This window comes from Xenorhabdus sp. PB62.4 (assembly GCF_014467285.1).
Lineage (GTDB): Bacteria > Pseudomonadota > Gammaproteobacteria > Enterobacterales > Enterobacteriaceae > Xenorhabdus.
In genome coordinates this window covers 60,235-80,190 of the sequence record NZ_NKHR01000014.1, presented here as the reverse complement: position 1 = coordinate 80,190, position 19,956 = coordinate 60,235, and the positions used below count along the sequence as shown (strand labels likewise).

The following is a 19,956-nucleotide window of genomic DNA, read 5'->3' as shown; positions in this document are numbered from 1 at the left end:
TGTTGGTTTGTGACAGATTATCTTATTCAGGAGGAAATCATGAATGCTTTGGAACTTTTGTTGAATCGTCGTTCAATTGCCCGCTTAACAACACCCGCCCCAGAAGGAAATGAATTACAACATATTTTGGCCGCAGGGATGAGAGCACCTGACCATGGGGCATTGCGTCCTTGGCATTTTGTTGTGATGCAGGGAGAAGGCATTGATAAATTTAGCGCGCTCCTTGAAAAAGCGGCCATTGAGGGAGAATTAGGCAAGGAGGTTGAAGAAAAAGCCAAAAATGCACCTTATCGTGCTCCAATGATCATCACGGTTATTGCTAAAGTGGTTGAACATGCAAAAGTACCTGCATGGGAACAAGTTGTTGCTGCGGGCTGTGCTGTTCACGCTATGCAGATGGCGGCTGTTGCCCAGGGTTTTGGCGGCATATGGCGCTCAGGCTCATGGACAGAAGATCCCATTGTCAAAGCGGGCTTGGGATGTAATGAGAATGACAAAATTGTGGGATTCCTCTATTTAGGAACGCCGGAACTCAAGGCCCCAGTAAAGGTAGCAACGCCAGACTTAACACAATTTGTCAGTTACTTCTAACGGAGTGAACAACAATGTCAACAGAAATCCGTCTGACTCAATATAGCCATGGCGCCGGATGTGGCTGCAAAATTTCTCCTAAGGTATTGGAAACTATCTTGCATAGTGAGCAAGCAAAATTTTTCGATCCTAATTTGCTGGTGGGTAATGAAACCCGTGATGATGCTGCTGTGTATGATATTGGCAATGGCACAGGCATCATTAGCACTACGGATTTCTTTATGCCAATTGTTGATGATCCATTTGATTTTGGCCGTATTGCGGCGACTAATGCCATCAGTGATATTTACGCGATGGGAGGAAAGCCGATAATGGCGATCGCAATTCTGGGGTGGCCAATTGCTAAATTACCCCCGGAAATTGCTCAAAAAGTCATTGAGGGTGGTCGGGCTGTTTGTCAGGCGGCAGGTATTTCCCTTGCTGGCGGGCATTCGATTGACGCTCCTGAGCCCATTTTTGGTTTGGCAGTGACCGGTATCATCAATATTGAGCGTGTGAAGCGTAATAATCAGGCAAAGGCAGGTAGCCACCTGTTTTTGACTAAACCTCTAGGTATTGGCGTATTGACTACGGCTGAAAAGAAAGGTTTGCTTCAGCCTGAACACCAAGGTGTTGCGAAAGAAACCATGTGCAAGCTGAATAAAGCAGGCGCAGATTTTGCAGGAATTGAAGGTGTTACGGCGATGACGGATGTAACAGGTTTTGGCCTGTTAGGGCATTTAAGTGAAATTTGTGAAGGTTCGGGCGTTCAGGCAACGATCAAGTTTTCGCAGATACCAAGATTGCCGGATGTTGATGCTTATATTGAAAAAGGTTGCGTACCTGGTGGCACGGGGCGCAACTTTGACAGTTATGGGCACTTAATAGGAGAGATGACTGTTCGTCAACGCCATCTCCTGTGTGATCCACAAACGTCGGGCGGTTTATTGCTGGCTATTTTGCCGGATGCCGTGAAAGAGGCGAAAGCCATTGCACGCAACCACGACATTGATTTGACTGCGATTGGTGAATTGTCTGAACCAAGCTCAGACAGGGCATTAATTGAAATTGTTGAATAAATAACCATAATTGCTCATTTAAAAGCTATTATCCGAGTAAGGGAAGTTTAGAAAATTTGTTGAAATAATATGGTGTATTTAAAGTATATTTTTTTACAGGTAAATATTGAATAATTCCATGCGTCTTTTTATTGCAGAAAAACCCAGCCTAGCGAGAGCCATAGCGGATGTGTTACCGAAACCTCATCGGCGTGGGGATGGGTTTATAGAGTGCGGTAATAATCAGTTTGTTACCTGGTGTGTTGGTCATCTATTGGAGCAGGCTGAGCCAGATGCTTACGATCCCCGTTATGCCCGCTGGGTATTGGCTGATTTACCGATCATTCCTGAAAAATGGCAGTTAAAGCCACGGGCTGACGTGGCTAAGCAGCTCAATACCATTAAATCCCTACTGGAAAGGGCGAACGAAATTGTCCATGCAGGTGACCCGGATCGTGAAGGGCAATTGCTGGTGGATGAAGTGCTGGATTTTTTAGCGCTGGATACGGAAAAAAAGCAAAATGTCCAACGTTGCCTGATTAATGACTTGAATCCTCAGGCAGTCACAAAAGCTATTGAACGTCTGAGAAGCAACAGGGAATTTGTTCCCTTGTGTGTTTCTGCGCTTGCCAGAGCGAGAGCAGATTGGCTTTATGGCATCAATATGACCCGTGCTTATACGTTATTGGGCCAGAATGCAGGTTATCAGGGAGTGTTATCTGTTGGGCGTGTTCAAACACCCGTTTTAGGGTTAGTTGTTCGTCGTGATGAAGAAATAGAGCATTTTGTACCGAAAGATTTTTTTGAGGTTAAAGCACATATCGTCACGCCAAATGAAGAGCGGTTTACGGCATTATGGCAGCCAAGTGAGTCATGCGTTGATTTTCAGGACGAGGAAGGAAGGATAATTCACCGTCCATTAGCAGAGCATGTTGTAGCGCGTATTACAGGGCAACCTGCCTGTGTCACAGCCTATCAGGATAAACGGGAATCAGAAACTGCACCATTGCCATTTTCGCTTTCTTCCTTGCAGATTGAAGCAGCCAAGCGTTTTGGTTTGAGTGCTCAAGAAGTACTTGATATTTGTCAGCGGCTCTATGAAACCCATAAATTGATTACTTATCCACGCTCAGACTGTCGCTATTTACCAGAAGAACATTTTGCAGGGCGTCATGCGGTCCTGAATGCTATTTCAGTGCATGCTGCACATTTGCTTCCTCAAGATGCTTTGGATGTGGATAAAAAGAACCGTTGTTGGGATGATAAGAAAGTTGATGCGCATCACGCCATTGTTCCTACTGCCCGCAGTAGCCAAGTTAATTTGACAGATAATGAAAGTCACATTTATGGCTTAATTGCTCGGCAATATCTGATGCAATTTTTCCCTGATGCAGTATTCCGTAAATGTACGATTGAACTTGATATTGCAGGTGGAAAATTTATCGCTAAAGCACGTTTTTTAGCAGAAGCGGGCTGGAGAACTTTGCTTGGTAACAAGGAGCGGGATGAAGAGAACGAAGGTACTCCATTACCAATTGTTGCTAAGGGCGATGAGCTTTTGTGTGAGAAGGGGGAAGTGGTGGAAAGGCAGACACAACCACCACGACCTTTTACTGATGCAACATTATTGTCTGCAATGACAGGCATCGCCCGATTTGTTCAGGATAAGGCATTGAAAAAGGTTCTGAGGGCAACCGACGGTTTAGGTACGGAAGCAACCCGGGCAGGGATTATTGAGCTGCTATTTAAGCGGGAGTTTTTATATAAAAAAGGACGTTATATTCATGCCACACCTGCCGGGCGAGCGTTGATCCATGTATTACCGGATATGGCTGTATTACCCGATATGACAGCACATTGGGAATCCCGATTGACGCAAATCAGCGAAAAGCAATTCCGCTATCAGGATTTTATGTTGCCTCTTCAGGAGACGTTGCAACAATTAATTTGGCAGGCAAAACAATACCGAAATTTAAAGGCGTTCAGGGACTTACCTCCTGCTCCTGCAAAAAGTAAAAAAGGGAAACAGACAAAATCCCGTCAGAATAAGACAAAGGCAGATAAAGCTAATCAGACGTAATAAACGTGATAGCACAGCACCATTAATTATGGTGCTGTGCTTCATAATTTGGTAATTATATCTCAAATTCTGTCCAGACAGGAGCGTGATCAGACGGCTTTTCCATGCTGCGAATAGCATAATCAATGCCTGAAGAGATACACCGTTCTGCTAAGGACTGGCTGGCAAGCAACAAATCAATGCGTAATCCGCGATTATCATCAAACCCTTTTGAGCGATAATCAAACCAAGAGAATTGGTCATTGATTTCGGGATGTTTAGCCCGGAATGTATCGATTAATCCCCAATTTTTAAGGCGTTCCATCCACTCTCTTTCTTCTGGTAAGAAAGAGCATTTCCCCGTTTTTAACCAGCGTTTTTGATTGTTTTCTCCGATTCCTATATCGAGATCAGTTGGGCTGATATTCATATCTCCCATGATCAGAATGTGTGCTTCTGGAGTGTGGTGATTTACTAAGTAGGATTGCAGATCCTGATAAAAATTTTCTTTTGCCGGAAATTTGACTGGATGATCACGACTTTCTCCTTGAGGAAAATAGCCGTTGATTACAGTTAATAAACCGAGAGGTGTTTCGATATCAGCCATAATGATACGACGTTGCGCATCTTCATTATCTGTAGGGAAACCCTTGCGAACTTCTACGGGTTGTTGGCGGGTAAGCAAGGCAACACCATAGTGTGATTTTTGACCGTGATAGAAGACGTGATAGCCCAGTTTGCTCACTTCTTCTAAGGGAAACATTTCATCGTGAACTTTTATTTCCTGTAATCCGATCACATCTGGTTGGTGTTGTTCAACAATGGCAGCAAGTTGATGGGGGCGTGCTCGCAATCCATTAATATTGAATGAGATAAATTTCATATCGTTATAATCACCTTGAGAATATACTGGTTTTTAATGTTAACAGATATAAATAAAGATGTAACTATTTATTAAATAATAAATTTTACCTAACTAACTTGATATTTCGCTATTTTACTCCTATATGTAATACTATTATGAGTATAATACTCTCGCTACCCAAAATTTAGAGTGTTGAATCGTTTTATAAATAATAAAAAACACAAAAATAACAAGTAATAAATTAATGGATATATGATACCTCACTAGTTTTAATATGTTATATTAAACACGTGACATTATAATTTCTGTTAGGTTTTTTATGCTTTGAATTTATTTTATGTTGTGTGTTACAAAAATTAATTAATGAAAAAGTAGAAGAGTTAATCAATCTCTGATAGAAATTTGGACTTGTAGGTCATGGTTATATTTATTAATGGCTTACAATCACGGTGGAATATTCATCATGATATAGGTGAATTATATAGTTCATCTAAACCGCATTATTGCATCAGGGGCTGGCATTTTATATAAATGTCATTTGAAAAATATCTATTTTTATTGTACAAAATTGTACCTTCATAATATCAAGTTTGATTTAGCGGTTACCTGATGAGAAGGCCATTTCAAGGAAATTATTTTAGCCACAAGTTACATAGGAACGGTGAATTATGTTTTTTTCTCGTAAATTAGAAGCATTCATGGCGGTGGTGGAAATGGGTTCTTTAAGCAAGGCGGCAAGAGTGATGAACCGTACTACTCCCCCAGTCGCTAAATCAATTAAAGACTTTGAAGCGACGTTAGGAAAGCGCTTATTTAAAAGGGAGAAGTTTGGGATGATTCTGACCAAAGACGGAGTGGAGTTATATAATGACCTAAAAGAGCTCTATTTGAAAGAGAAAGAAATTACAAAGAAACACATCAGCGGGAGTATTTGTAATGTGGTAAATATATACCATGATTGGGGTAAGAAAAAGCATCTGATTTCGCTTTATAAAGCAGCGGACAGAAATAATGCTCAAGTAAATATATTACGCTTCAGTTATGATAACATTGATGAAATAGTTGACTATGAGGGTAATACGATAATTTTAAGTTCAGAAAAAGTACTTAGTGATAGATTCAGTCTTGTACGGAAAATTGATGGGCCGAATTTAGGGATCTGCTGCCGTAAAGAGTTATTGAATGAAGTGAATGGGGACTTTACTCAATTACTGAAAAAGAGAACATGGTTATGTGATCCCGTACTCTACAAAGGTAATTTGATAAAGAATTTAGAAGAGGAAATGATAAAAAATGGAGAAAAAGTCAATATTCGACAGATGGACAATATAGAATGCTGTCTTAATTTTATTCAGTCAACCGATTATATTTGTATTACAGATTCCCACTCCGGCGCATTGGAAGAGGGAGAAAGCTTAGGCTTCATTCCAATATCACGACCTGATGCAGTGAATCAGTGTTATGTCTACAAATCAAAGTCTCATTCAAGCGTGTTAAATCGTTTCATCGACTCTGTTAGCGATATGGAGTAGCCGATTACATAAGCGGAGCGAACATCCTGATTTCCTAGCTCCGCTATTGGTACTTACCCAAACACATTTATTGCTTTTGTCAGGGCTTGGGGTAGATTTTTGATGGTGGTGAGGAAGGGTGATTCGTCATTTTGTTCCTCACCTTCGGATTAGCACATCACGCACGCCACACTATACATTTCATTATCTCATTTCGTGTGATTCTATACGCTATAGGATTATCATTACGCTGTATTCAATTCGAATCTCAAAGGGTTTTGGGGCTTCTCTAAAGCAGGATATATTTAATTATTGGGTGATGTGAAAGTAAGGGTGATTCTTTGATGGTGGTGGGGGAAGGATTCGAACCTTCGAAGTCTGTGACGGCAGATTTACAGTCTGCTCCCTTTGGCCGCTCGGGAACCCCACCAGATTTTGAATTGTTCGCTGTCGTTAGCAGCGGACGGCATAATATCAAATAAGCCGCCGCTGTAAAGTAGTTTATTGAAAATAAAGTATCGAACGATGTTTTTTTAAACCTTATGAGCAGATTATGCTCTAACGTCCAATAACTTCTTACTTTTTAAAGGATAATAGTGCGGTTACCATATACAAAGACGCGTTGAGAAAAAACAGAGTGCAATGCCTGGCTCAAAACATTTTTTTCAACATCTCGCCCTGCACGCATCATCTCTTCCGCAGTATAGGTGTGATCCACATTAATTACATCCTGAGTAATAATTGGGCCTTCGTCTAAGCTATCGTTTACGTAATGAGCAGTAGCGCCAATGATTTTTACACCACGTTCATAAGCCTGATGATAAGGGCGTGCACCAATGAATGCCGGTAAGAATGAATGATGGATGTTGATGATTTGGTTCGGATAATGCTGAACAAATGCTGGTGTTAAAACACGCATGTATTTAGCGAGCACAACATAATCAGGTTCATATTGATCAATTTGAGCCATTAGAGCTTCATCATGTTGCTCACGAGTTAAACCTTCATGGCTAATGTAATGGAATGGAATACCGAACTGTTCAACCAAATGTTGCAGGGTTGTGTGATTGCCGATAACAGCAGCAATTTCAACATCCAATCCACCATAAGCACTTTTTACTAAGATATCGCCAATACAATGCGCTTCTTTTGTTACCAAGATAACGATACGGCGGCGGCCGGCTGTATTTAATTCGCGGTTTGAACCGACTGGCAGGGCATCATCTAAATCTGCCAGAAGTGTTTCATCGTTGAAAATACCCTCTAGTTCTGTGCGCATAAAAAAACGTCCAGTACGATGATCTACAAATTCATTGTTTTGAACGATATTTAATTGATGTTTGTAACAAATATTTGTGATTTTTGCGATTAATCCTTTAGCGTCAGGACAGATTGTACGCAAGATTTTTTTTTGTATGTTTGTGTTTTGCATGGATTACGAGATCCCCGAATATTCTTCACTACTTGTGAATTGTCATGTTTAATACAAATACTGATTTATCCACAGCACTTCTTGTATTTTTTGCCTGAACCACACGGACAAGGGCTATTACGGCCTGTCTGAGGGCGAACGCCATCGATATAAAACCAACGTTGTTCAATGCGCAAAAAACGCGAACGCTCATGAATCAATTGTCTATCTTGCTTTCCTTGTTCAATAAAGCAAGCTGAAAATTCAACATAGGCCTCGTCATTATGTTCACCTTCGCTTGTTTCGAGGACGTTTAGTCCCAGCCATTGTACGCCCGCGAAACTTTTCTCTATTTCTGTACGCCAATTTTCAGCCTGACAATCAGGATGCCAAGTAGTGATGAGATAGTCTGCATTTTGCGTAACATAAGCACTATATCTGGAACGCATCAAAGATTCGGCATTTGGAGCAGGGCGATGATTTTCGAGATAGGGGCTACAACAATGAGTGAAAGGTGAACCACTGCCGCAGGAACACATGTTTGTCAAAATAACTCCAATTATTCAAAGTGGTTGCTGTCAATATGAGCAATATTGCAAAGATATGTAAAAGTATAATAAATGCAAGAGCATAATAAATAAATAGTACAGGTCTATCGGGCTATTATTGGCTGATGATACTCGAATATGGGCAACCGTCGCAACGCTTGCTAGGTGCCCGCCATGGTGGAATAGGGTTTGAATATGATTATCATAAATGATTTTGAAATTATGAGTTATATCACTCTTTACAGAGAAAACATTTTGTTGTTGTCAACCAGATTAAATACATATATTAAGTTCCGTAATTAATAGCATAATAGAAATAAATCTGCTGTTTTTTTCATCTCTTTATCAGTTGATTTATAACATTTATGTATCATTTTATCGTGATACTAAATATTGAATCACTGAAGTGCGATTAAATGTTTTCGTGCTGTATATCTAGTTGAATTAACTGGTATACTCATGCGCGTTATTTTTGCAAGTACGATTTTCTTCACACATCCAATTTTTTTAGAGAGTTAATGCTATTGTTTAAGCTGTAAAGGATTTTTTCAGTGACAACAGAGCAGTAGGAGACAATGTAATGTCAGTAATAAATAAAAAGGTAAAAAAGGCTGTTATACCCGTTGCCGGGTTGGGAACTCGGATGTTACCAGCCACGAAGGCCATTCCTAAAGAAATGCTCCCTCTTGTGGATAAACCACTTATTCAGTATGTCGTCAATGAATGTATCAAAGCGGGCATTAATGAAATTATTCTGGTTACACATTCATCCAAAAACTCGATAGAAAACCATTTTGATACCAGCTTTGAACTAGAGGCGATTCTTGAGAAAAGAGTGAAACGCCAGTTATTAGATGAAATACAGTCTATTTGCCCAAAGCATGTGACCATCATGCAGACCCGCCAAGGGATTGCAAAAGGGTTGGGACATGCCGTGCTATGCGCCAAGCCGCTTATTGGTAATGAGCCATTTGCGGTGATTTTGCCAGATGTTATTTTGGATGAATATAGTACTGATTTGTCAAAATATAATTTGAGCGAAATGTTATCACGCTTTAATAATAGTGGCGCAAGCCAAATTCTGGTTGAACCAGTTCCTGTAGAGAGTGTTTCGGATTATGGTATCGTCGATTGTTTAGGTGAAGAACTAAAACCGGGTGATAGCAAACCTATTGTTCGTGTTGTTGAAAAGCCAAAACCAGAAGAAGCACCATCAAATCTTTCTATCGTTGGGCGCTATGTATTATCTGAAAATATTTGGCCGTTATTGGCAAAAACTGCACCAGGTGCAGGAGATGAAATACAATTGACAGATGCAATTGCCATGCTGATGGAAAAAGAACCTGTTGAGGCTTATCACTTGCAGGGGCGTAGCCACGATTGTGGTAATAAATTAGGTTATATGCAGGCATTTGTTGAATATGGCATGAAACATAAGGAACTGGGTAAATTATTCACGGATTGGGTCATGACTTTGCAAAATCGGATTGAAAAATAATCTACTGGTGATTTAAGGTGTGATATGAAAGTTACTGTATTTGGTATTGGCTATGTGGGCTTAGTTCAGGCAACCGTGTTTGCAGAAGTCGGGCATGATGTACTTTGTGTTGACGTTGATGCAAAAAAAGTTGAGAACCTGAAAAATGGTCAGATCCCTATTTTTGAACCGGGTTTGACGCCTTTGGTAAAGAAAAATCATGCAGAAGGGCGTTTAAATTTTACAACGGATGCCAAAGCCGGTATTGCTCATGGCAAATTACAGTTTATTGCAGTAGGAACACCTCCTGATGAAGATGGATCAGCCGATCTTCAATATGTCACTGCGGTAGCCAGAACCATCGCGGAAAATATGGATGGCTATAAAGTCGTTGTTGACAAATCAACAGTACCAGTGGGCACGGCTGATAAAGTCAGGGCAGTGATGCGAGCAACATTAGCAGAACGCAATGTAGAACTTCCGTTCGATGTTGTCTCTAACCCTGAATTTTTGAAAGAAGGTGCAGCAGTTGCCGATTGCATGCGACCTGAACGCATAATCATTGGTTGTGATAACGATAATGTCGTTGATGTAATGCGTGAACTCTATGAACCCTTTAATCGTAACCACGATCGCATGATAGTCATGGATATTCGCAGTGCTGAGCTGACTAAATATGCAGCTAACTGTATGTTGGCAACCAAAATTAGTTTTATGAATGAAATTGCTAACCTGGCAGAGATATTGGGAGCGGATATTGAGAATGTACGTCAGGGAATTGGTTCTGATTCACGCATCGGATATCACTTTATTTACCCTGGATGTGGATATGGTGGTTCATGTTTCCCGAAAGATGTTCAGGCATTGATTCGTACTTCTGAACAAATTGGATATACGCCGAAAATTCTTCAGGCCGTTGAGCAGGTTAACGAAAAACAGAAAACAAAATTGCCTACTTTTGTAAGACGTCATTTTGGTAATGATTTATCTGGCAAAACATTCGCTATTTGGGGGTTATCGTTTAAACCTAATACGGATGATATGCGTGAAGCATCAAGTCGTGTCTTGATGGAAACATTATGGGAATGTGGCGCTAAAATACAGGCATATGATCCAGAGGCCATGCAGGAAGCCCAACGTATTTATGGACAGCGTGACGATCTTTCTTTAATGGGTACCAAAGAGGCAGCATTAAAAGGTGCTGATGCTTTGATTATATGCACAGAATGGCAAAACTTCAGAGCGCCTGATTTTGATGTGATTAAGGATTCATTGAAAACGCCAGTGATTTTTGATGGACGTAATCTTTATGATCCTGAGCGCCTGCAATCGCGTGGATTTACATACTATGGAATTGGGCGCGGGGCCTCAATCAATCCGGTTATTTGAGTTATTATATGAAATTTTTAGTTACAGGTTCCGCTGGTTTTATTGGTTTTCATGTTAGCCAGCGATTATTGAATATGGGGTATGAGGTTGTCGGTATCGATAACCTCAATGATTATTATGATGTTAATTTAAAACAGGCGAGATTAAATTTATTACTCCCTTATTCGAATTTCAAATTTGAAAAATTAGATTTGGCCGATAGAGTTGCCATCCCGGAATTGTTTGCTAAGCATCAATTTCAGCGAGTTATCCATTTGGGTGCGCAACCTGGCGTGCGTTATTCTATACAAAACCCAATGGCATATATTGATGCCAATATCATCGGTCATATCAATATTCTTGAAGGATGCCGCCATAATCATGTGGAACATTTATTATATGCGTCTTCAAGTTCAGTATATGGTTTAAATAGAAAGCAGCCATTCTCTACTGATGATTCTGTTGATCACCCTGTTTCTTTATATGCAGCAACGAAAAAAGCTGATGAGCTAATGTCTCACAGTTATTCGCATCTTTATCACCTGCCTACTACCGGATTGAGATTTTTTACCGTATATGGGCCATGGGGACGCCCTGACATGGCTTTATTTAAATTTACTAAAGCTATGTTAGAAGGCAAACCAATCGATATTTATAACCATGGTAATATGGTGAGGGATTTCACATATATTGATGATATTGTTGAATCTATAATCAGATTACAAGCTGTCATTCCTGTTTCCAATAAAAACTGGTTAGTCGAAGATGGTCAGATATCTGCCAGCTCTGCGCCATACTGTGTTTACAATATTGGTAACGGCCAACCGACAAAGCTAGGGGATTTTATTGAAGCGATTGAAGATTCATTAGGAATTGAAGCAAAGAAAAACTTTATGGAAATTCAGGATGGCGATGTGTTATCAACATGCGCAGATTCTAGTGAGCTTTACGATAGAATTGGCTTTTTACCCGATACTCCGGTGAAGGAAGGGGTAAAACGCTTTGTCGATTGGTACTTAGACTTTTATCAGGCAGCGTAATGGTGAAATAAAAAAGGAGCGATTAGCTCCTTTTTATCAGTTTATGTTAATAAAAAACTAAGTCAGTGTTAAATTCTTCTTTAGCACATGAGAATATGAAAGCGACTTAGTCGTTAATATAAATCTCTGTGTTTTTTTACATCAGCCAGTAATTAACTTAGTTAGTTGTATTAAGCATAAAAACAAAAATACCCGATAAGGGGTATTTTTGTTATTGAGTCTACAAAACAACTGATTAGATCAGGAAATCTTCCAGTTTTTTGCCTTCTTCATCAATTGCTTTCTTGATTACCGCTGGCGTACGGCCTTGACCGGTCCAGGTTTTAGTTTCACCTTCGTCAACGTATGAATATTTAGCTGGACGTGCAGCACGTTTAGATTTACCAGTAGATTTACCGCTTAAAGCGTCTACTAAATCGCTTAATTCAATACCGTCTTTTTCCAGCATTTCACGGTATTCTTGAAGTTTACGTGTACGCTCTTCTATTTGTGCACGAGCATGGCTTTCTTCATCGCGACGTTCTTCAACAACAGTCGTAAGTTTTTCCAGCATTTCTTCTAAAGTAGTAAGCTCACATTCTCTTGCTTGTGCGCGCAAGGTACGGATGTTATTTAAGGATTTTAAATTTTCGCTCATTGTCCTGGTCTCAAATTATAATGATGATGGCTGATGTAGGGATAATAATAGAATGCTATTTTATTTTCTGCAATAGTGAATTTACTTTCTCAGGCTAAAACATGTCATTTTAAAATGCAATTTTTTTGATAATCGATATATTGTGTTTTAATCACGCTATTCAGATTGCCATTTTTCAATAAGCATTGAGGACGGATTACTGTAAAGTTGAGTAAGGGATAAACTGAGACGTATAAAACTAATTTATAGTCAATCCGTAAGAAATGTTAACTGTTCTTCTGGAAATAAGTTGAAGAGTTTAGTGGGAACTGAAAGTTTTTTATGGGTAATCTATTGGTTATGATTATAGTGACCGAATTGAACAAAAGTAAACCGCTATGATTATTAATATGCAAAGAGTGGAAAGATAAATAACTATTTCTTTTTGATGTTAATTTCGTTCATTTGTCATGCAGAATGTGCTTGTGTGCTGATTTTATATGCTCAAATGTGATGATTATCATGAAAATAATATTTTCTTAGTTTGTTCTAATTTGTTTCTGCTACTCCACATTTAGCAATAACAGGGAGTAATCTCAATCAGAGTTTGTGGTAAACTTACCGCGATATACTGACTGATTAAATTTGACAAGAGGATGGACGGGCCAATGGCTCAGCTTTATTTTTATTATTCTGCCATGAATGCAGGGAAATCAACTTCCTTATTGCAATCATCCTATAACTATAACGAAAGAGGAATGAGGACGCTGATTTTTACAGCGGAAATCGATACTCGGTTCGGTAAAGGAAAGGTAAGTTCCCGTATTGGTTTATCCGCTGAAGCTTTGCTGTTTTCACCAGAAAAAAATATTGCCGAGCTTATCAGAAGTGAAAATGAGGCGGAAAAAGTTCATTGTGTTTTGATTGATGAATGCCAATTCTTGACGAAAGAACATGTCGAACAGCTATGTGAAATTGTAGATTATGATGATATCCCTGTTCTTTGTTATGGCCTGAGAACCGATTTTCAAGGGGAGTTATTCAGTGGAAGCGAATATCTTCTCGCATGGTCAGATAAATTGGTGGAGTTGAAAACGATTTGCCATTGTGGGAGAAAGGCCAGCCGTGTATTGCGCTTTGGCAGCGATGGGAACGTTGTTTACGATGGGGCTCAGGTTGATATTGGTGGTAATGAAAAGTACGTCTCAGTGTGCCGTAAGCACTATAGTGACGTTATTCGTGAGGCTAAGGCAAAAAAAGCTTAATACGACAAACGTTGTGATCTAATCATGGACATAAAGTTATTAAGCCAGGTAAATATAATAATAGAAAAAGGCGTTAGGGTAACCTAGCGCCTTTGTAAGTTACATCAGCCTATCATTTATTATTGTTTCTTATTATTTTTTCTATTTGGTCTTATTGCCTCCTGAGGTCCGCTTTGTTCTACGAATTCACGACCATAGAAAGAATCCAATAGCAATTGCTTCAATTCAGAAATTAATGGATAACGTGGATTGGCCCCAGTGCATTGGTCATCAAATGAATCTTCTGCGAGTTTGTCAATTTTTGCCAGAAAATCAGCTTCTTGAACACCTGTTTCGCGGATAGAAGCGGGAATGCCTAACTGGGATTTTATCTCTTCTAGCCAGGCCAACAGTTTTTCAATTTTTGCAGCAGTACGATCACCTGATGCGGTTAATCCTAAATGATCTGCGATTTCTGCGTAGCGACGTCGCGCCTGTGGACGGTCGTATTGACTGAATGCGGTTTGTTTTGTTGGGTTGTCATTCGCGTTGTAGCGAATCACATTGCAGATTAACAGCGCATTGGCTAAACCGTGTGGAATATGGAATTCGGAGCCAAGTTTATGGGCCATAGAGTGGCATACACCTAAAAAAGCATTGGCAAAAGCAATGCCGGCAATGGTCGCTGCGTTATGAACACGTTCGCGGGCAACGGGATTTTTTGCCCCTTCGTGGTAACTGGCAGGCAGAAAATCTTTCAATAGCTTCAGCGCTTGCAGGGCTTGTCCATCAGAATATTCATTAGCCAGAACAGAAACATAGGCTTCCAGTGCGTGTGTTACTGCATCCAGGCCACCAAAAGCACACAGGGATTTTGGCATGTCCATAACTAAATTGGCATCGACAATCGCCATATCAGGAGTCAGTGCGTAGTCTGCCAATGGGTATTTTTGCCCGGTTATGTCATCAGTGACAACCGCAAAAGGCGTTACTTCTGAACCTGTTCCTGATGTCGTGGTAATAGCAACCATTTTGGCTTTTACACCCATTTTCGGAAACTTATAGATGCGTTTACGGATATCCATAAAGCGCAGGGCCAGTTCTTCAAAATGTGTTTCTGGATGCTCATACATCACCCACATAATTTTGGCCGCATCCATGGGGGAACCGCCACCAAGAGCAATAATGACATCAGGTTTGAACAGATGCATTTGCTCAGCGCCTTTACGGACGATACTCAAAGTAGGGTCTGCTTCAACTTCGAAAAAGACTTCAGTTTCTATACCGTAAGATTTCAATACATTGATAACCTGATCGGCATAACCGTTATTGAATAAGAAGCGGTCTGTAACAATAAAAGCACGTTTTGCGCCGTCTGTAGCGACTTCTTCCAACGCAATCGGCAAAGAACCGCGTCGGAAATAGATTGATTTTGGAAGTTTATGCCACAACATATTTTCGGCTCTTTTAGCGACGGTTTTCGTATTGATCAGATGTTTTGGCCCCACGTTTTCGGAAATGGAGTTACCGCCCCAAGATCCACAACCCAGCGTAAGAGAAGGGGATAACTTGAAGTTATACAAATCGCCGATTCCACCTTGGGATGCTGGTGTGTTAATCAAGATACGGGCAGTCTTCATTTTATCGCCGAAATATTTAATGCGCTCAGCCTGATTATCTTGTTCAGTATAGAGGCATGAAGTATGCCCAATACCGCCCATTTCAACTAATCTCTCAGCTTTTTCAACGGCATCTTCAAAGTCTTTACCACGGTACATAGCAAGTAGCGGCGATAATTTTTCATGCGCGAAAGGTTCAGTCTCATCGACCAGCGTGACTTCACCGATAAGAATTTTAGTATTTTCAGGTACATTAACACCAGCCATTTCAGCAATGTTTGTTGCTGGCTGACCAACAATTGCAGCATTTAAGTTACCATTTTTTAAGATAATATCTTGAACCGCCTTCAGTTCTTTTCCTTGCAGAACATATCCACCGTGAGTGGAAAAACGTTCACGAACTTGCTCATAAACGGCATCAATAACAATCACTGATTGTTCCGAGGCACAAATCACACCATTATCGAAGGTTTTGGACATCAGAATTGAGGCGACGGCACGTTTGATATCTGCTGATTCATCAATGACCACCGGGGTATTACCGGCACCGACACCAATTGCAGGTTTGCCGGAACTATAGGCTGCTTTCACCATGCCAGGGCCACCGGTTGCTAAAATCAAATTAATATCAGGGTGGTGCATTAAGGCATTTGAAAGCTCGACAGAAGGTTCATCTATCCAGCCAATGATGTCTTTTGGCGCTCCTGCTTCAACTGCTGCCTTTAAGACGATTTCGGCTGCTTTATTGGTTGCCTTTTTAGCTCGTGGATGAGGAGAGAAAATAATGCCATTTCGGGTTTTCAGGCTGATAAGTGCCTTGAAAATGGCTGTAGATGTCGGGTTTGTTGTTGGAACGATACCGCAAATTAGGCCAATAGGCTCCGCAATAGTAATGGTACCGAAAGTATTATCCTCAGATAAGATGCCGCAGGTTTTATCATCTTTATAGGCGTTATAAATATACTCAGAGGCAAAATGATTTTTGATCACTTTGTCTTCCACTATTCCCATTCCAGATTCAGACACCGCTAATTTTGCCAGTGGAATACGAGCATCTGCGGCAGCAAGGGCAGCAGCACGAAAAATTCGGTCAACTTGTTCCTGAGAAAAGTTAGCAAATTCATGTTGGGCTTTTTTTACGCGAGCAACTAATTCATTGAGTTCAGCAAGTTGAGTTACAGCCATAAAAATTACTCCTGATAAATGTTAAATTTTTTAAGGCAATTAGCTGCGAGATTATTAAATTATCAAATAGTGTAATGAGATTAATTTTTTGGATTTAATCAAAAATACGGCTAATTGCCTTAAGAAATTGCTTAATGAAATGATCGATATAGGAATAATTCCTTGTCTTGAAATTTTACGTTGAATACAGCTTACCATTTATAGGCTTTTATATTGTGATTTAGATCATGAAAACATTAAGCTGACACAATTCAGCTTTTGCTTTGAAGGGCAATCACCCGTTGATATATTGGTATAAATTTAAGTTTTCAATTAACCGATTTAATACAATTTATTAACTTTATTTTTATTGTATTTCTTATTGATAGGCTGAACTTACTGATAAAAATTACCGAATTAGTTGATTTAACGTAACGAATTAGTTTCGATTTACGGTATTGTTTAGATATTGCTATAAGTTTTATTTAGTTGTATGAGAAGGGGCTAATTGTGGGTGAGTCATTACTGGGACTTTCTGGATATATTAAATTTTTTATGGGATTGTTTGCATTAGTCAACCCGATTGGCGTTTTACCTGTTTTCATCAGTATGACTAATTATCAGACACCTGCGGGACGTAATAAAACCAATTTCATAGCAAACTTATCTGTTGTCATTATCTTATGTATTTCATTATTGGTTGGTGATTCTATCCTCTATGTGTTTGGTATTTCAATAGACTCGTTTCGTATAGCGGGTGGGATGTTGATAGTTACAATTGCAGTAGCGATGATTAATGGCAAATTGGGAGAAGATAAACAAAATAAGTTGGAAAAATCGGAGGCAGAAGTGAGGAGTAGTGTTGCTGTTGTGCCATTGGCGTTACCCCTTATGGCAGGCCCGGGGGCGATGAGTTCTTGTATGGTATGGAGCGCACGTTATCAAGGATGGCAAAATTATTTTGGATTGGCATTAACCAGTGTGCTGTTTGCTTTTTGTTGCTGGCTGTTATTCCGTTCAGCATCTTTGTTGGTGAAATTTTTGGGGCAGACCGGCATTAATGTAATTACCCGAATTATGGGATTATTGTTAATGTCGTTAGGTGTTGAATTTATTGTCACGGGAGTAAAAGCGCTGTTTCCAGGATTATTATGATACAGTCAAGATCACTTATGTATTTATTTAAATCATTAATGTAATAAGGTGAAACTTTTTACTCAAAAAGAGAGTAAATCAGCCAAAATTCAATCAATAGGTGACCAATTAAAATACAATTGGTCAATAACACCATTTCGAATAGTTTCTTAAACATCTTTGCTCATATTTTATTCTTTTTTAGCCTGATTACCTCAAAATAATACTGTAATTTTCTACACTATTTTACTTTTTATAATCTTATCTAATTGGTAGCTTGCTTGGCTATTTTGTGATGAAGGTGGGCTTTTACTCTGTGGTGATTGCATTTTGTTAAAATAATGTTTATTTTCTCTTGTAATCGCATTTTATGATCATTGCCTTGGGGTAACAAAATAAAACCTAATATTATTAATGTGTTACATTGATATCGTGAATGAATTGTATACAAGGGCAATGAATAACCTTAATCCTTTAATAAATTTATTATAAAAACTATATAACAATTATTATGTGAGCATAGCTTTTTAGTAGATTAATTACCACTTGTTAACGCGATAAGTAAATTATTGGGGTTAGTAGATTAAAAACGATTCATTTGCTGTTTATCACTTGGAGGAAAAAATGAGAAAAAAACCATCAAAGTTGAGTCAGTTGATTTCGAGTATCGTTTTATTATCGGTTCCTGCCGTACAAGGAATTGCTGCGACTGTTCCAGCAGGGATCACGCTAGCCGAAAAACAAGAAGTAACCGTTAACAATGGTGTTGAAGTCACTTCACTGGACCCACATAAAGTTGAAGGTGGTCCAGAAACGACCATTATCCGTAATTTGTTGGAAGGGTTGGTAACGACAGGCCCAAATGGCGAGACAATTCCGGGGGTGGCAGAACGGTGGGAAAATGAGGATTATAAGGTATGGACATTCTATTTACGTAAAGATGCCAAATGGCGCGATGGTCAGCCTGTTACTGCGCAGGATTTTGTCTATAGTTGGCGTCGTTTGGCTGATCCAAGCACAGGATCACCTTATACCAGTTACTTGCAATATGCCTATATTCAGAATGCCGATGAGATTTTAAAAGGAACAAAATCCCCGGAACAATTGGGTGTTAAGGCGTTAGATGATCATCGTCTTCAAGTTATTCTCAGTCACCCGGTTCCCTATTTTGTTGATATGTTAAGCCATACGGCAGTAAAACCCGTCAGGCAGGATGTGGTCGAAAAATGGGATAATAAGTGGACGTTACCAGAAAACTATATTGGTAATGGGGCTTATATTTTGAAAGACTGGGTAGTTAATGAGCGGATTGTGTTAACGCGTAACCCTCAGTATTGGAATAATAAAGAAACCATTATTGAAAAAGGTACTTTCCTGCCGATTGTTTCAGAAATCAGTGATGTTAACCGCTATCGCAGCGGAGAAGTAGATATTACTAACAACGCTATTCCACCTGATCTGTATAAAAAAATGAAACGGGATATTCCCGACCAACTGCAAATTTCACCTTACCTGTGCACATTTTATTATGAAATCAATAACCAAAAACCGCTGTTTAAAGATAAACGGGTACGGGAAGCCATAAAACTGAGTCTTGACCGGGATATTATTGTTGAAAGGATTATGGGGCAGGGACAAATTCCTGCGTATGGTTTCAGCCCGACTTATATTGGTGGCGGCCTGACGATTAATCCCGAATGGGCAAACTGGACACAAGAGCAACGCAATCAGCGGGCAAAGGAATTATTGAAAGAAGCGGGTTTTAATGCCCGTAATCCCCTGAAATTTACCTTGCTATACAACACATCAGAACAAAACAAACAACAAGCCATTGCTGCGGCTTCTATGTGGCAGAAAAATATTGGTGCAAAAGTCACTCTGCAAAATCAGGAGTGGAAAACCTCTCTCCAGAATCGCCATCAGGGAAATTTTGATGTCGCAAGAGCGACATGGTGTGGCGACTATAACGAACCTTCTTCTTTCCTGAACATATTGTTGTCAACGAGCAGTAACAATACCACTTTCTATCAAAGTGAGGTTTTTGATAATTATCTGAGTCAGGCACTTGTCGCTAAAGACGAAGCAGCGCGTAAGAAACTTTATCAGGAAGCTGAAGCTCAACTCGATAAAGACTCTGGACTGATACCGGTTTATTACCGTGTCAGTGTGCGCCTTATTCGTCCGACGGTTGGGGGAATGACAGGAAAAGACCCCCTTGATTATATCGATTTAAAGAATTTGTATATTAAAAAAGCGATTAACTGATCGTTAT

15 protein-coding genes and 1 tRNA gene are annotated in these 19,956 nt (G+C 39.8%); 10 read left to right on the top strand and 6 right to left on the bottom strand.

Annotated elements, in window-relative coordinates; translation table 11 throughout:
* The first annotated feature begins 39 nt into the window (after positions 1-39).
* From Xenpb_RS12620 to Xenpb_RS12610, 3 genes are all read left to right on the top strand, one after another.
* Entirely contained in the window at positions 40-591 is a 552-nt protein-coding gene (locus tag Xenpb_RS12620) for an NAD(P)H nitroreductase (protein WP_187654649.1), read from the top strand.
* Between the two features lie 14 nt (positions 592-605).
* Positions 606-1,649, top strand: coding sequence for a selenide, water dikinase SelD (gene selD, locus Xenpb_RS12615; RefSeq protein ID WP_187654648.1), 1,044 nt, complete (start codon positions 606-608; stop codon positions 1,647-1,649).
* Between the two features lie 118 nt (positions 1,650-1,767).
* Complete coding sequence (locus tag Xenpb_RS12610; protein ID WP_187654647.1) at positions 1,768-3,708, top strand: DNA topoisomerase III; 1,941 nt, start codon at positions 1,768-1,770, stop codon at positions 3,706-3,708.
* Between the two features lie 55 nt (positions 3,709-3,763).
* Here Xenpb_RS12610 and xthA read toward each other — a convergent pair whose 3' ends face one another.
* Positions 3,764-4,570 (bottom strand): exodeoxyribonuclease III, encoded by an 807-nt coding sequence (gene xthA / locus Xenpb_RS12605; protein ID WP_187654646.1) that lies wholly within the window; start codon positions 4,568-4,570, stop codon positions 3,764-3,766.
* Between the two features lie 650 nt (positions 4,571-5,220).
* On the opposite strand from xthA, the gene Xenpb_RS12600 reads away from it, so the two are divergent.
* Positions 5,221-6,084: a LysR family transcriptional regulator gene (locus Xenpb_RS12600; RefSeq protein ID WP_099114832.1), complete on the top strand. Its 864-nt coding sequence runs from the start codon at positions 5,221-5,223 to the stop codon at positions 6,082-6,084.
* Between the two features lie 324 nt (positions 6,085-6,408).
* On the opposite strand, the gene Xenpb_RS12595 is transcribed toward Xenpb_RS12600, so the two are convergent.
* From Xenpb_RS12595 to Xenpb_RS12585, 3 genes are all read right to left on the bottom strand, one after another.
* Positions 6,409-6,493, bottom strand: a tRNA-Tyr gene (locus tag Xenpb_RS12595).
* 153 nt (positions 6,494-6,646) lie between these two features.
* The gene (gene purU / locus Xenpb_RS12590; protein WP_187654645.1) at positions 6,647-7,495 is read right to left on the bottom strand and encodes a formyltetrahydrofolate deformylase; all 849 of its coding nucleotides are present in this window, start codon (positions 7,493-7,495) and stop codon (positions 6,647-6,649) included.
* Positions 7,496-7,560: 65 nt separating this feature from the next.
* Complete coding sequence (locus Xenpb_RS12585) at positions 7,561-8,013, bottom strand: YchJ family protein (RefSeq protein ID WP_187654669.1); 453 nt, start codon at positions 8,011-8,013, stop codon at positions 7,561-7,563.
* Positions 8,014-8,602: 589 nt separating this feature from the next.
* Between Xenpb_RS12585 and galU the strand changes: the two genes are divergently transcribed.
* The 3 genes from galU to Xenpb_RS12570 are packed head-to-tail and all read left to right on the top strand — an operon-like array spanning position 8,603 to position 11,907.
* Positions 8,603-9,520 (top strand): UTP--glucose-1-phosphate uridylyltransferase GalU, encoded by a 918-nt coding sequence (galU, locus tag Xenpb_RS12580; RefSeq protein WP_187654644.1) that lies wholly within the window; start codon positions 8,603-8,605, stop codon positions 9,518-9,520.
* 24 nt (positions 9,521-9,544) lie between these two features.
* On the top strand, positions 9,545-10,888 hold the full coding sequence (locus Xenpb_RS12575; protein ID WP_187654643.1) for a UDP-glucose/GDP-mannose dehydrogenase family protein: 1,344 nt from the start codon (positions 9,545-9,547) through the stop codon (positions 10,886-10,888).
* 8 nt (positions 10,889-10,896) lie between these two features.
* Positions 10,897-11,907, top strand: coding sequence for an NAD-dependent epimerase (locus tag Xenpb_RS12570; RefSeq protein ID WP_187654642.1), 1,011 nt, complete (start codon positions 10,897-10,899; stop codon positions 11,905-11,907).
* A 235-nt stretch (positions 11,908-12,142) separates the two neighbouring features.
* On the opposite strand, the gene hns is transcribed toward Xenpb_RS12570, so the two are convergent.
* Complete coding sequence (hns, locus tag Xenpb_RS12565; RefSeq protein WP_187654641.1) at positions 12,143-12,544, bottom strand: histone-like nucleoid-structuring protein H-NS; 402 nt, start codon at positions 12,542-12,544, stop codon at positions 12,143-12,145.
* 647 nt (positions 12,545-13,191) lie between these two features.
* On the opposite strand from hns, the gene Xenpb_RS12560 reads away from it, so the two are divergent.
* Positions 13,192-13,788: a thymidine kinase gene (locus Xenpb_RS12560; RefSeq protein ID WP_099114826.1), complete on the top strand. Its 597-nt coding sequence runs from the start codon at positions 13,192-13,194 to the stop codon at positions 13,786-13,788.
* Between the two features lie 119 nt (positions 13,789-13,907).
* On the opposite strand, the gene adhE is transcribed toward Xenpb_RS12560, so the two are convergent.
* A complete protein-coding gene (gene adhE, locus Xenpb_RS12555; protein WP_187654640.1) occupies positions 13,908-16,571 on the bottom strand; it encodes a bifunctional acetaldehyde-CoA/alcohol dehydrogenase in 2,664 nt (887 codons plus the stop codon).
* 489 nt (positions 16,572-17,060) lie between these two features.
* Between adhE and Xenpb_RS12550 the strand changes: the two genes are divergently transcribed.
* Together Xenpb_RS12550 and Xenpb_RS12545 are read left to right on the top strand one after the other, a co-directional pair.
* Complete coding sequence (locus Xenpb_RS12550) at positions 17,061-17,705, top strand: YchE family NAAT transporter (RefSeq protein ID WP_187654639.1); 645 nt, start codon at positions 17,061-17,063, stop codon at positions 17,703-17,705.
* A gap of 603 nt (positions 17,706-18,308) precedes the next feature.
* Positions 18,309-19,949 carry an ABC transporter substrate-binding protein gene (locus Xenpb_RS12545; protein ID WP_187654638.1) on the top strand — a complete coding sequence of 547 codons (1,641 nt, stop codon included), beginning with the start codon at positions 18,309-18,311 and terminating at the stop codon, positions 19,947-19,949.
* The last annotated feature ends 7 nt before the right edge of the window (positions 19,950-19,956 follow it).

Excerpts from the sequence above, each read along its gene's own strand:
- Xenpb_RS12575 (WP_187654643.1), top strand. The coding sequence starts at position 9,545 with ATGAAAGTTACTGTATTTGGTATTGGCTATGTGGGCTTAGTTCAGGCA.
- Xenpb_RS12560 (WP_099114826.1), top strand. The coding sequence starts at position 13,192 with ATGGCTCAGCTTTATTTTTATTATTCTGCCATGAATGCAGGGAAATCA.
- Xenpb_RS12620 (WP_187654649.1), top strand. The coding sequence starts at position 40 with ATGAATGCTTTGGAACTTTTGTTGAATCGTCGTTCAATTGCCCGCTTA.
- Xenpb_RS12545 (WP_187654638.1), top strand. The coding sequence starts at position 18,309 with ATGAGAAAAAAACCATCAAAGTTGAGTCAGTTGATTTCGAGTATCGTT.
- galU (WP_187654644.1), top strand. The coding sequence starts at position 8,603 with ATGTCAGTAATAAATAAAAAGGTAAAAAAGGCTGTTATACCCGTTGCC.
- xthA (WP_187654646.1), bottom strand. The coding sequence starts at position 4,570 with ATGAAATTTATCTCATTCAATATTAATGGATTGCGAGCACGCCCCCAT.
- adhE (WP_187654640.1), bottom strand. The coding sequence starts at position 16,571 with ATGGCTGTAACTCAACTTGCTGAACTCAATGAATTAGTTGCTCGCGTA.
- Xenpb_RS12585 (WP_187654669.1), bottom strand. The coding sequence starts at position 8,013 with ATGTGTTCCTGCGGCAGTGGTTCACCTTTCACTCATTGTTGTAGCCCC.
- hns (WP_187654641.1), bottom strand. The coding sequence starts at position 12,544 with ATGAGCGAAAATTTAAAATCCTTAAATAACATCCGTACCTTGCGCGCA.
- purU (WP_187654645.1), bottom strand. The coding sequence starts at position 7,495 with ATGCAAAACACAAACATACAAAAAAAAATCTTGCGTACAATCTGTCCT.
- Xenpb_RS12610 (WP_187654647.1), top strand. The coding sequence starts at position 1,768 with ATGCGTCTTTTTATTGCAGAAAAACCCAGCCTAGCGAGAGCCATAGCG.
- Xenpb_RS12600 (WP_099114832.1), top strand. The coding sequence starts at position 5,221 with ATGTTTTTTTCTCGTAAATTAGAAGCATTCATGGCGGTGGTGGAAATG.
- selD (WP_187654648.1), top strand. The coding sequence starts at position 606 with ATGTCAACAGAAATCCGTCTGACTCAATATAGCCATGGCGCCGGATGT.
- Xenpb_RS12570 (WP_187654642.1), top strand. The coding sequence starts at position 10,897 with ATGAAATTTTTAGTTACAGGTTCCGCTGGTTTTATTGGTTTTCATGTT.